Source organism: Amycolatopsis sp. NPDC003676, assembly GCF_053587275.1.
This window is the reverse complement of sequence record NZ_JBSFNS010000184.1, coordinates 1-11,443: the sequence shown is the minus strand read 5'-3', so window position 1 is coordinate 11,443 and position 11,443 is coordinate 1. Positions and strand designations below refer to the sequence as shown.

11 protein-coding genes are annotated in these 11,443 nt (G+C 70.1%); 6 read left to right on the top strand and 5 right to left on the bottom strand.

Translation table 11 applies throughout. The features are described 5' to 3' along the window. Positions 1-112: 112 nt before the first annotated feature. Positions 113-631 carry an NUDIX hydrolase gene (locus ACWDNU_RS43625; RefSeq protein ID WP_449673172.1) on the bottom strand — a complete coding sequence of 173 codons (519 nt, stop codon included), beginning with the start codon at positions 629-631 and terminating at the stop codon, positions 113-115. Positions 632-672: 41 nt separating this feature from the next. On the opposite strand from ACWDNU_RS43625, the gene dop reads away from it, so the two are divergent. The 5 genes from dop (at position 673) to ACWDNU_RS43600 (ending at position 5,113) form a co-directional block, all read left to right on the top strand. Continuing rightward, positions 673-2,175 carry a depupylase/deamidase Dop gene (gene dop, locus ACWDNU_RS43620; protein WP_182894703.1) on the top strand — a complete coding sequence of 501 codons (1,503 nt, stop codon included), beginning with the start codon at positions 673-675 and terminating at the stop codon, positions 2,173-2,175. Positions 2,176-2,264: 89 nt separating this feature from the next. Beyond that, the gene (locus ACWDNU_RS43615) at positions 2,265-2,459 is read left to right on the top strand and encodes a ubiquitin-like protein Pup (protein WP_037806475.1); all 195 of its coding nucleotides are present in this window, start codon (positions 2,265-2,267) and stop codon (positions 2,457-2,459) included. 138 nt (positions 2,460-2,597) lie between these two features. Continuing rightward, complete coding sequence (prcB, locus tag ACWDNU_RS43610; RefSeq protein ID WP_449673171.1) at positions 2,598-3,461, top strand: proteasome subunit beta; 864 nt, start codon at positions 2,598-2,600, stop codon at positions 3,459-3,461. A gap of 61 nt (positions 3,462-3,522) precedes the next feature. Next, a complete protein-coding gene (prcA, locus tag ACWDNU_RS43605) occupies positions 3,523-4,308 on the top strand; it encodes a proteasome subunit alpha (protein ID WP_449673170.1) in 786 nt (261 codons plus the stop codon). Between the two features lie 64 nt (positions 4,309-4,372). Next, complete coding sequence (locus tag ACWDNU_RS43600; RefSeq protein WP_449673169.1) at positions 4,373-5,113, top strand: transglutaminase domain-containing protein; 741 nt, start codon at positions 4,373-4,375, stop codon at positions 5,111-5,113. Here the strand turns inward: ACWDNU_RS43600 and ACWDNU_RS43595 are convergent. The 4 genes from ACWDNU_RS43595 to ACWDNU_RS43580 all read right to left on the bottom strand — a co-directional run bounded on the left by ACWDNU_RS43595 (position 5,092) and on the right by ACWDNU_RS43580 (position 9,764). After that, positions 5,092-6,327 carry an RNA polymerase sigma factor gene (locus tag ACWDNU_RS43595; RefSeq protein ID WP_449673168.1) on the bottom strand — a complete coding sequence of 412 codons (1,236 nt, stop codon included), beginning with the start codon at positions 6,325-6,327 and terminating at the stop codon, positions 5,092-5,094. The two genes, ACWDNU_RS43600 and ACWDNU_RS43595, sit on opposite strands and share 22 nt — an antisense overlap. Beyond that, positions 6,320-6,670 (bottom strand): YciI family protein, encoded by a 351-nt coding sequence (locus tag ACWDNU_RS43590; protein WP_449673167.1) that lies wholly within the window; start codon positions 6,668-6,670, stop codon positions 6,320-6,322. Before ACWDNU_RS43590 ends, ACWDNU_RS43595 begins: the two co-directional genes overlap by 8 nt. Positions 6,671-6,780: 110 nt before the next feature. After that, positions 6,781-8,016, bottom strand: coding sequence for an alpha/beta hydrolase (locus ACWDNU_RS43585; RefSeq protein WP_449673166.1), 1,236 nt, complete (start codon positions 8,014-8,016; stop codon positions 6,781-6,783). A 308-nt stretch (positions 8,017-8,324) separates the two neighbouring features. After that, positions 8,325-9,764 carry a phosphatase PAP2 family protein gene (locus tag ACWDNU_RS43580; protein WP_449673173.1) on the bottom strand — a complete coding sequence of 480 codons (1,440 nt, stop codon included), beginning with the start codon at positions 9,762-9,764 and terminating at the stop codon, positions 8,325-8,327. Between the two features lie 205 nt (positions 9,765-9,969). On the opposite strand from ACWDNU_RS43580, the gene pafA reads away from it, so the two are divergent. Continuing rightward, positions 9,970-11,328: a Pup--protein ligase gene (pafA, locus tag ACWDNU_RS43575; protein WP_037806466.1), complete on the top strand. Its 1,359-nt coding sequence runs from the start codon at positions 9,970-9,972 to the stop codon at positions 11,326-11,328. Positions 11,329-11,443: the final 115 nt, after the last annotated feature.

The window sequence follows — 11,443 nt, the reverse complement described above, 5'->3', positions numbered from 1 at the left end:
GGTGGTCGCCGACGGCGAAGTGCGTCGCGGACACGCCGGTTTCGCCGGGGAAATCGCGCACGTCCTCACGCGCGGCGCGCCGCGTGGTGGTCCCGTTCAAAGAAGCTCGTGGTTAGCCGTAGCGGTGGAACCACTCTTGGATGCCTGCGCGGCCGTCTGGGATGAAGGGTGGCTCGGGCTCGGGGGCGAAGACCCAGGTGCGGAGGTCTTCTAGCGGGATCCAGCGGCCTTCTGCGATTTCTTCTGGCTGTAGGTGGATGGGGCCGTCCCAGCGGGCTTCGAAGGCGAAGTTGTGGCAGCGGATTTTGCCGTTGTCGTAGATTTTGGTGAAGAGCAGCTTCGGTTCCACTCCGTGGACGCCTAGTTCTTCGGCTAGTTCTCGGCGGGCGCAATCGGCGGGGGTTTCGTTCGCGGCTACTACTCCGCCTGCCCAGCAGTCCCAGGTGTTGGGGAAGACGTCCTTGTCTGGGGTGCGGAGGTGCACGTAGACAGAGCGGCCGTCGCCCGATCGGACGAGGACTACTCCGGCGGCGTGCCAGAGGCCTTCGGCGCGGACTCGGGAGCGGAGGGCCTCGCCTACTGCGTGGCCGGTCTCGTCATAGAGGGCAACGAGTTCGTCACTGCCTGGCATGGGGGCATCGTCGCACGCGTCTAACCCGTAGGGTGGTGGGCATGCGTCGGATCATGGGAACCGAAGTCGAGTACGGCATCGCCGTGCCCGGGGACGCCACGGCGAACCCGGTGCTCACCTCGACTCAGGTGGTGCTGGCCTACGCCGCGGCTGCGGACATCCCGAGGGCGCGCCGGGCGCGCTGGGACTACGAGGTGGAGTCGCCGTTGCGCGACGCGCGCGGGTTCGACCTGACCGGGCCGGGCGGTCCGGGGCACGACCCGGACGTCGAGGACCTCGGCGCGGCGAACGTGATCCTCACCAACGGTGCGCGGCTGTACGTCGACCACGCGCATCCGGAGTACTCGGCGCCGGAGGTCACGAACGCTCGGGACGCGGTCATCTGGGACAAAGCGGGCGAGCGGGTGATGGAGGAGGCCGCGCTGAAGGCGGCCACCGTGCCGGGGCAGCCGCCGTTGCAGCTGTACAAGAACAACGTCGACGGCAAGGGCGCGAGCTACGGCACGCACGAGAACTACCTGATGCAGCGGTCCACGCCGTTCACCGCGGTGATCGGCGGGCTGACGCCGTTCTTCGCGTCGCGGCAGGTGATGTGCGGGTCCGGCCGGGTCGGGATCGGGCAGCAGAGCGAAGAGGCGGGTTTCCAGCTTTCGCAGCGCTCGGACTACATCGAGGTCGAGGTCGGGCTGGAGACCACGCTCAAGCGCGGGATCATCAACACGCGCGACGAGCCGCACGCGGACGCGGACAAGTACCGGCGGCTGCACGTGATCATCGGGGACGCGAACCTGTCGGAGTACTCGACCTATCTGAAGGTCGGGACGACGGCGCTGGTGCTGGACCTGATCGAGGCCGGCGTGCGGTTCGACGACCTGAAGCTGGACGAGCCGGTGCGGGCGGTGCACAAGATCAGCCACGACCCGACGCTGAAGACGAAGGTCGAGCTGGCGAACGGGAAGAAGTTCACCGGGCTGGACCTGCAGTTCGCCTACCACGAGCTGGCTGCGGCGAACCTCGAGCGCACGGGCGCGGACGAGGCGTCGAAGGAAGTGCTGCGGGTGTGGGGCGAGATCCTGGACGCGCTGGCGCGGGATCCGCAGGAGTGCGCGGACCGGCTGGACTGGCCGGCGAAGCTGCGGCTGCTGGAGGGCTACCGGGAGCGGGACCAGCTGGCGTGGGGCGCGCCGCGGCTGCGGCTGGTTGACCTGCAGTATTCGGACGTTCGGCTCGGCAAGGGCCTGTACAACCGGCTGGTCACGCGGGGTTCGATGAAGCGGCTGGTCACCGAGGAGGAGGTGCAGGCGGCGATCACGAATCCGCCGTCGGACACGCGCGCCTACTTCCGGGGCCGGGCGCTGGAGAAGTACGCGTCGTCGATCGCGGCGGCGTCGTGGGATTCGGTGATTTTCGACGTGGGCCGGGAGTCGCTGGTGCGGATCCCGACGCTGGAGCCGTTGCGGGGGACGAAGGCGCACGTCGGGAAGCTGCTGGACGCGGCGGCGACGGCGGAGGAGCTGGTGGAGGCGATCACCGGTTCGGACTAGCGCGATCCCGGCGTTTCGGGCCGCTGGAAGGCCCTTTTCGTCGGTACCGCTGGGTAGGCTAGGGAACATCGGCCAGACCGGGAGGCGAGATGGCGCAGGAGAAGATCGAGAAGCACGGCGGCGGCGATTCCGACGAGGAGTTCGACGACGCCGGCGGGGCGGGCCAGGAACGGCGGGAGAAGCTCGGCGAGGACGTGGACACGATCCTCGACGAGATCGACGACGTGCTGGAGGAGAACGCCGAGGACTTCGTCCGCGCTTACGTGCAGAAGGGCGGCGAGTAGCCGTCCGCCCGTCGCGGCCGTCCCGGATGCGGGGCGGTGCGGCGGGCGCGCTGGGCCGGAGGTTTCGCGCGGCGGCGCCGGGGGCAGGTTTGCCGGTGGCGTTGCCGGGCACGGGATAGATGGGAACCGAGAGCACGTATGGACAACACCTCCTCTGGGGCGGGTTTTTCCGGGCCCGGACTGCCGTCGGCCTACTTTTCGCCGGCGACGTCGTCGTTCGCGGATTTCGTGCGCGCGACCGCGCCGGAGCTGCTGCCCGCGCGGCGGGTGCCCGCGGGCGCGGGCGAGCTGGACGCGCCGCACGGCACCACGATCGTCGCGGTCGCGTTCGCCGGCGGGGTGCTGATCGCCGGTGACCGGCGGGCGACGTCGGGGAATCTGATCGCGAGCCGGGACATCGAGAAGGTGCACGTCACGGACGAGTACTCGGCGGTGGGCATCGCGGGGACCGCGGGGCTGGCCGTGGAGATGGTCCGGCTGTACGCGGTGGAGCTGGCGCACTACGAGAAGATCGAGGGCGTTTCGCTGTCGCTGGACGGCAAGACGAACAAGCTGGCCGGGATGGTGAAGGCGAACCTGGAGATGGCGATGGCGGGCCTCGCGGTCGTGCCGTTGTTCGTCGGGTACGACCTGGAGGCCGAGGACGCGAAGCACGCGGGCCGGATCGTGTCGTACGACGCGGCGGGCGGGCGGTACGAGGAGTACGCCGGGTACGCGAGCGTCGGTTCGGGTTCGCTGTTCGCGAAGTCGTCGCTGAAAAAGCTGTACGACCCGGATGCGGATGCCGACGCGGCAGTGCGGACGGCGCTGGAAGCGTTGTACGACGCGGCGGACGACGACACCGCGAGCGGCGGGCCGGATCTGGTGCGGCGGATTTTCCCGAACGTCATCACCATCACCGCGGAGGACGGCGCGGTGGTGCTGCCCGCGGAGCGGACGGGTGCGGTGGCCGAGGCGGTGGTGGCCGGGCGCGCGGAGCGCAATCACCACCGGCCGGTCTGAGGCCGCCGATGTCCGCTGAATCAATGACTGCCGAGTTTTCGGAGAACGTGGAGCCGACACCGTGACGATGCCGTTGTATGCCTCTCCCGAGCAGTTGATGCGGGAGCGTTCCGAGCTGGCGCGCAAGGGGATCGCGCGGGGCCGGAGCGTGGTGGTGCTGAAGTATTCCGGCGGGGTGCTGTTCGTCGCGGAGAACACTTCGGCGACTTTGCACAAGGTGGCGGAGATCTATGACCGGATCGGGTTCGCCGCGGTGGGCCGGTTCTCGGAGTTCGAGAATCTGCGGGTGGCGGGGATCCGGCACGCGGATCTGAAGGGCTACCAGTACGACCGGCGGGATGTGAGCGCGCGGGCGCTGGCGAACGCTTATGCGGCGACGCTGGGCAGCATTTTCACCGAGCAGCTGAAGCCGTTCGAGGTGGAGGTGTGCCTGGCGGAGGTCGGGGCGACCGCGGCCGAGGACCAGTTGTACCGGTTGACGTTCGACGGCGGGATTTTCGACGAGTCGCCGTTCGTGGTGATGGGCGGCCAGACGGACACGATCAGCGCGAAGCTGAAGGACGTGGTGGATCCGGAGCACGATCTGCGGACGGCCCTGGCGTCGGCGATCGAGGGGTTGCGGGCGACCGCGGCGTCGAACGGCAACGGTCCGGCGCCCGAGGCGGAGATCAAGCTCGAGGTCGCGGTGCTGGACCGGGCGAAGCCGCGGCGGGCGTTCCGGCGGTTGTCGGGGGCGGCGCTGGAGGCGTTGCTGCCGGCGAAGGAGGAGCCCGCCGAGAAGCCGGACGACTCCGGCGAGGGCGAGTCCGGCAAGGGTTCGGAGAAGGACTCGGGCGAGAAGGAATGACGTGACGCACTGTGGGCCGTCGGCGAATGTCGGCGGCTCACAGTCGTTTTTCGACAATACTGGCGTGGTGACGTGTGCGCTGGTGACTCCGTGGTGGCGTCGTCGTGCCGCCGGGGACAGTTCCGCTGAGGGCGGCGTGATCCCGACGGCGATTCTCGACTGGCGTGATCCGCTCGTGCAGTCCCTGGTGCGGCAGACCGCGTCGGAGGGCCGGCTTGCCGGATTGCGGGCCGCGCACCGGATGGTCGCCGAGTCGGTGCGGCCGGTGTACGCGGTGCAGGAGCGGCAGCCGATCTCGCGGACACTGGTGCGCGGGCGGGGTTCGTGCAGTCAGCGGCTGGCGATTCTCGAAGGAGTCGCGCGGGCGCAAGGGATTCCGACGCGGGTGCGCGGTCTCGTCGTGGACGGCCGGTTCTGGTATCCGCGGTTCCCTGAGCTGAAGTTCCTGGTGCCGTCGCGGGTCGTGGTGGCGTGGCCGGAGTTCCGGATCGCGGACGCCTGGGTTCCGGTGGGGGAGTTGTTCGGTCCGTTGATCGAGCTGGCGGCGAATCCGGGATTCTCCAATGACAGCGGGGAAACGCTCTTCGACGCCGTGTCCCGCACCGCGATCGACTGGGACGGGGTCGCCTGCGACGTCGGCGGAGCATGCGACCTGTCCGCGACCGTCCTGGTCGATCTCGGGCGCTTCGATTCGCGCGACGATTTGTTCCGGGAGCACGGGCAAACGCTGTCCGGGCCGTTGACGACGCTCGTCGACCCGGTGCTCAGCCGGTGGGCACCGAGTCAGAGAGCGTCCAGCCGCTGACGCAGATGCGCGCGCTCCGGCTCGGTTCCCGCGCTCTCCAACGCTTCCCGGTACGCCGCCGCTGCCTCGTCGTCACGGCCGAGGCGGTGCAGCAGGTCGCCGCGAGCTGCCGCGTACGGGTGGTAGCCCTGTAATCGAGGCTCATCGGCCAAGCCGTCGAGGAGTTTCAGCCCGGCTTCGGGTCCGTCGCGCATCGCCACCGCGGCCGCGCGGTTGAGTGCGACGACCGGCGTCGGGGCGAGCGTCAGCAGGATGTCGTACAGCGCGACGATCTGCGGCCAATCGGTGCTCGCGACATCCGGTGCTTCGGCGTGGAGCGCGGCGATCGCCGACTGCACTCCGTACGGCCCGGGCGGCCCTCCCGTGAGCGCGACCGGCACCAGCGCACAGCCCTCGTCGATCAGCGCCGCGTCCCAGGACGTGCGGTCCTGGTCTTCCAGCAAGACGAACTCGCCGTCCGGCCCGGTGCGGGCAGCGCGGCGGGCGTGGACCAGCAGCAGAAGGGCAACCAGTCCGGTGATTTCGCGTTCGCCGGGCAGCAGCCGGTGCAGGATCCGCGCCAGCCGGATGGCTTCCTCGGCCAGGTCCGGACGCTGGATGTCCGGGCCGGAACTGGCCGCGTAGCCCTCGGTGAACAACGAATACAGCACCTGCAGCACTCCCGGAAGCCGGGAGCGCAGCTCGTCGCCGGACGGGACGCGGAACGGGATGCGGTGGTCGCGGATCCGGTTCTTGGCCCGCACGATCCGCTTCGCCATCGTCGCGGTCGGCACCAGAAACGCCCGCGCCACCTCCGGCGTCGTGAGCCCGGCCAGACAGCGCAGCGTGAGCGCGAGCCGGTCCTCGGCGGCCAGCGCGGGGTGCGCGCAGGTGAAGAACAGCTGGAGCCGGTCGTCGGGAAGGTCGCCGTCGGCTCCGGGCAGCGGGGGAGGGTCGCTGCGGTCGGATTCCGCCTGCAGGACAGCGAGTTTCGCCGCGTACGCCTGGTCCCGGCGGAGCCGGTCGACGGCCTTGCGGCGCGCGGTCGTCATCAGCCACGCGCCGGGTTTCGGCGGGACGCCGTCCACGGGCCAGCGGACCAGCGCGGCCTCCACGGCTTCGGCGGCCACCTCCTCGGCGAGGTCGAGATCGCCGAAGCGGCGGACGAGCGCGCCGAGCAGGCGGCCGTGCTCCTCGCGGAACACGGCCGCCACGGACGCTCGCGCGTCAGGCATCGAAATCGGCGATCGGGCGCACCACGACCGAACCGTCGCGGGAACCGGGGCAGCGGGCCGCCCAGTCGAGCGCCGCGTCGAGGTCCGGCACGTCCAGCACGTAAAACCCGCCCAGCAGCTCGCGGGTTTCGGCGAACGGCCCGTCGGTGGTGATCGAACGCTCGCCGTCCGCGCCGACCTGAACCTTGGCCGCGGTCACGAGGTCGGCGAGCGACTCCCCGCTGACGAACACCCCCGCGTCCCGGACTTCCTTGTCGTAGGCCATCCAGTCGGCGGGCTCGCAGCCGGGCGCCCCGCCCTGCTCGGTGGCCGCGGAAGCGTGGATCAGCAGCAGGTACTTCATGGTCGGGCTCCTTCGTCGGTCAGCGCGGCCGTGGTGCCGCACTGACCTCACCACGAACGGCGCCCGCCCGGATGGACAGGGCCCGGAAGATATTTTTCCGGACAGTCCGCTCAGGAGGCGGCAGGAGCGACGCGGAAGTTCTGATCGGCGAAGGCGAGCATGTACGGAAGCGTCGCGCGCGCGGTGTGCCAGGTGTGGTTGAACCCGCGTTCGGCGTGCACCACGACCTCCTGGCCGCGCCGCTGCAGCGACCCGGCGATGCGGTGCGCGGTCGCGACGTCGGTCGGCGCGCCGGTGCCGACAGTGAGCATCACGGCGAGCTTCTGCGGGAACGGCATCGTCGGGATGTAGCGGCGCGGGGTGTTCGCCGCGATCGCGGCCTGGTTGCCGCCCAGGACGCCGACGGAGTCGTTCAGGTCGTCGTAGGGCAGGGAGATCAGCAGCGTGCTGAATTCGTCGAGGTGGTGCAGGCCGATGTTCAGCGCGCCGAAGCCGCCGCCGGACATGCCGCCGAGCGCGCGGTGGCCGCGGTCGGGGACCGTGCGGTAATGCTGGTCGACCGAAGGCACGATGCTGCTGGCGAGGTACGTCTCCAGCTGCGGCCCGCCCGGGACGTTCAGGCATTCCCAGTCGGTGCTCGGCCGGTTGGCGGTGAGGTCGACGCTCACGATGATCATCGGCTGGATCACGTGCGCGTCCTCCAGGCTCTGCAGCGTCTGCGGCGCGGAGCCGGACGTGAGCCAGTCGCGCGGGCCGCCGTAGGGGTAGCCGTGGATGAGGTAGACGACCGGGTAGCGCTTGGCCGCGTTCGCCGGGTCGTGGTAGCCGGCCGGGAGGATCACGTAGTTCTCGCCGTTCGCGACGCCGTGCGCCGGGTCGGGCACGTTCAGCACCTCGGTGCTGCCGTTGGCGTTGGACGGAGCCGCCGGGCGGGCGGCGGTGGGGGAGCTGCCGCTGTTCCCGCCGGTGGAGCTGCTCGCGGTGCTGGGGTCCGAGTCCTCGGCCGGATCGTCGCTGGTGCTGCGCAGCAGGGTGCCCGCGACGTTCATCGCGCCGGAGCCGCGCTGCAGCAGCCTGCCGAGGTCGCTGGGCGTGCGGACGTAGCCGACGTAGCTGTTCACGGCGGTGACCGCGGCGAGCAGGAACAGCGCGATCGCGCCGCTGATGCCCCAGCGGCGCGCGCGGCGGCGGTGCGCGAGCGCGATGGTGACGGCGAGGACCGCGGCGGCGGCCCCGGCGAACGCGAGCCACACCAACGGGGATTCGAGCGGCCCGAGGTCCCTCGCCTGGGAGGTGACCGACGGGGGCAGGACCGGGTCGACAGCCTGCGGGAGCAGCCGCGTCATCCGCGGCCCGCCGCGGACGGGCAGCTCGGACCGCGGGTGGAAAAACGCACTGAGTAGACCCCTGCCGTGAACTGGTGCGGACACGACTGTCCGCACCTCGAAGATCACGCTAGGGACGGCTCGCTGTGGATTCGTTGAGAGAAGGTAAAGAAATAGTCAAGAGCTGGTGCGCGGACGGCGAGCGGACGGTAATCGCGCAGGTCAGAGCCGGGAGCGCCGGGCGCACAGTGGTGAAGAACTCGGTGCCCGCCCGACCGCGTCCGGAGGGACCTTAGGGCAAAACGCGGCCGTCCGTCACGCGCAGGACGTCAGGAAGCGCTGTCCGGGTTGCGGTAGACGGTCAGCGCGCTCGGCCGCGACCGGAACCGGAACTCCCGCCCGAGCGGCCCGACCTCGCCGTCCGTGGCGACCCGGCGGTTCCCGTCGAGCAGCCGGACGTGCAGCTCCGGCAGGTCCCGCTGCCGGTAGACGTGGCTCGCGTGCAGGCTGTTGGTGAGGCTCGCGAGCACGAACCGCAGCCGCGACCAGCGCACGTCCGCCCGCACGTACCGGACGTCGAGCAGGCCGGTGTCGAGCGCCGGGCGCCGCGACGGCGCGAACCCCTTCGGCGCGTACGTGCCGTTGCCGACGAAGATCAGCCACACCTGCGTCGGCTTCCCGTTCAGCTGCACCCGCAGCGGCTTCGCGTGCCGCATGACGCGCACCAGCGCGATCGCCGCGGACGGCCACTTCGGGAACCGGGACTGCAGCTTCTCCCGCAGCCGCACCATTTCCGGGTACCCGCCGAGGCTGGCGGTGTTGACGAACCAGCGGTGCTCGGGCTCGCCGGTCCCGTCGATCTCGACCTCGGCCAGATCGATGCCGACCGCGTGCCCGCCCTCGGTCGCCTCGTCCGCGTCCGGCATCGAGCGGACCCCGATGTCGCGGGCGAAGTGGTTGAGCGTCCCAGCCGGGATCAGCGCCAGCGGCAGCCCGCGTTCGGCCGCGACCGACGCCACCGCCGCGACCGTGCCGTCCCCGCCCGCCACGCCGAGCGCGCGGACCGAACCGTGCGCTTCGATCTCGGCGGCGAGCTGCTCGCGCAGATCCCGAGACGGGTCCGGGTAAATCAGCGACGCCTTCGGCCAGGCGTAGCGGACGTCCTCGGTCGGGTCCTGGCCGTTGACGCCCGAATGCGGGTTCACCAGCGCCAGCATGTCCTCGCCGTCGCGCATCTCCGGCGCTTGCGCCGAATGGGCGGTGCGGGCGCGCGCGTCCGGGTGCAGCGGCCACCAGTGCCGGGTCAGCACCGCGACCCCGGTCCCGATCGCCAGCCCCGCCGCGACGTCGCTCGGCCAGTGCACCCCGGTGTGGACCCGCGAGTACGCGACCGCCCCGGCGAGCGGGAACAGCGCGAGCCCGGCACGCGGCGACTCCATCGCCACCGCGGTCGCGAACGCGGCCGCCGAAGCCGAATGCCCGGACGGGAACGACGACGACGTCGGCCGTTTCCGCAGCTGACGGTGCCCGGGAACCTCTTCCTCGGCCGGACGCCGCCGCGGGAACAACGGCTTCGCGACCAGATTCGCCGCGGCGCTCGCCCCCGCGATGGCGGCGATCCCGCGCAGCGCGCCGCGGCGCGCCGGGCCCTTCCGCACCGCCAGCACGGCCGCCACGCCCCACCAGAGCCGCGATTTGTCCGCACTTCGGGACAACGCGGTCACCACGTCGTCGGCTCGCGTGCGCGGCAGTGCCGCACTGCGCCGCATCAGCGCCCGATCCCGCCGCCCCACCTGCCGGAATGCCCGGCCGACCTGCTGGAACACTCTCGTCCACCTCCGCTGGCCGCGCCGGGCCCGCCACCGGCCCCGGCGACCGGTTTCCGCCGCATTGTCACCACTTGCAACGTACCGACCGCGTGTCGCCGCCCGAACGGCGCACCTTCCGCGGGGGTCCAGCGCCTACTCTGGTGGGATGCAGCGGCGGATCTTTGGCATCGAGACCGAGTTCGGGGTCACGTGCACCTTTCACGGCCAGCGCAGGCTCTCGCCCGACGAGGTCGCGCGCTATCTCTTCCGGCGGGTCGTCTCGTGGGGACGCTCGTCCAACGTGTTCCTGTCCAACGGCTCCAGGCTCTACCTCGACGTGGGCTCGCACCCTGAATACGCGACAGCCGAGTGCGACGACCTGACCCAGCTCGTCACGCACGACAAAGCAGGCGAGCGGATCCTCGAGGACCTCCTCGTGGACGCCGAGCGCAGGCTCGCCGACGAGGGCATCGGCGGCGACATCTTCCTGTTCAAGAACAACACCGACTCCGCGGGCAACTCCTACGGCTGCCACGAGAACTACCTGGTCACCCGGGCAGGCGAATTCTCCCGGATCGCCGACGTCCTGCTGCCCTTCCTCGTCACCCGCCAGCTCATCTGCGGCGCGGGCAAGGTCCTGCAGACCCCGCGCGGCGCCGTGTACTGCCTCTCCCAGCGCGCCGAGCACATCTGGGAAGGCGTCTCCAGCGCCACCACCCGGTCCCGGCCGATCATCAACACCCGCGACGAACCCCACGCCGACGCCGAGCGCTACCGGCGCCTGCACGTCATCGTCGGCGACTCCAACATGGCCGAGCCGACGACGATGCTGAAGGTCGGGTCGGCGCACCTCGTGCTCGAGATGATCGAGGCGGGGGTGCAGTTCCGGGACTTCACGCTGGACAACCCGATTCGGGCTATTCGGGAGATCAGTCACGATCTGACCGGGCGGCGGCAGGTTCGGTTGGCTGGCGGGCGGGAGGCGTCCGCGTTGGATATTCAGCGGGAGTATCACGCTCGGGCTGTGCAGCATTTGAAGGAGAACGGGTCTACGCCTGCGAATGAGCGGGTTGTGGAGTTGTGGGGGCGGGCGCTGGAGGCTGTTGAGGAGCAGGACTTCAGCAAGATCGATACCGAGATCGACTGGGCTATCAAGCATCGGTTGGTGGAGCGGTATCGGGCTAAGCATGATCTCGATCTGTCCAGTCCGCGGGTTGCGCAGTTGGATCTCGCGTATCACGACATTCGGCGTGGGCGGGGGATTTTTGACCTGCTGCAGCGGAAGGGGCTCGTGCGGCGGGTTACTGATGACGGGGAGATTGAGGCTGCGAAGGATACGCCGCCGCAGACTACTCGGGCTAAGTTGCGCGGGGACTTTATTGCGGCGGCGCAGGCTGCTGGGCGGGACTTTACGGTCGACTGGGTGCATTTGAAGTTGAATGATCAGGCGCAAAGGACTGTGTTGTGCAAGGACCCGTTCAGGTCTGTTGATGAGCGGGTTGAGCGGTTGATTGGGTCGCTTTAGTTGTTGCTGGGTTGGGTGACTAGGTCGCCAAGCTGTGTTTTTTTGGCGCCGACTTCGTCGTCGCGTGCGGGATCGCTTTTATGCCGGCGTTTGGGGGCTGCCCGGCGTGACGGGC

What these genes read in the sequence shown, in the direction of transcription:
- ACWDNU_RS43625 (WP_449673172.1), bottom strand. Translation starts at nt 631, where the DNA reads ATGCCAGGCAGTGACGAACTCGTTGCCCTCTATGACGAGACCGGCCAC.
- dop (WP_182894703.1), top strand. Translation starts at nt 673, where the DNA reads ATGCGTCGGATCATGGGAACCGAAGTCGAGTACGGCATCGCCGTGCCC.
- ACWDNU_RS43615 (WP_037806475.1), top strand. Translation starts at nt 2,265, where the DNA reads ATGGCGCAGGAGAAGATCGAGAAGCACGGCGGCGGCGATTCCGACGAG.
- prcB (WP_449673171.1), top strand. Translation starts at nt 2,598, where the DNA reads ATGGACAACACCTCCTCTGGGGCGGGTTTTTCCGGGCCCGGACTGCCG.
- ACWDNU_RS43595 (WP_449673168.1), bottom strand. Translation starts at nt 6,327, where the DNA reads ATGCCTGACGCGCGAGCGTCCGTGGCGGCCGTGTTCCGCGAGGAGCAC.
- ACWDNU_RS43590 (WP_449673167.1), bottom strand. Translation starts at nt 6,670, where the DNA reads ATGAAGTACCTGCTGCTGATCCACGCTTCCGCGGCCACCGAGCAGGGC.
- ACWDNU_RS43585 (WP_449673166.1), bottom strand. Translation starts at nt 8,016, where the DNA reads ATGACGCGGCTGCTCCCGCAGGCTGTCGACCCGGTCCTGCCCCCGTCG.
- ACWDNU_RS43580 (WP_449673173.1), bottom strand. Translation starts at nt 9,764, where the DNA reads ATGCGGCGCAGTGCGGCACTGCCGCGCACGCGAGCCGACGACGTGGTG.
- pafA (WP_037806466.1), top strand. Translation starts at nt 9,970, where the DNA reads ATGCAGCGGCGGATCTTTGGCATCGAGACCGAGTTCGGGGTCACGTGC.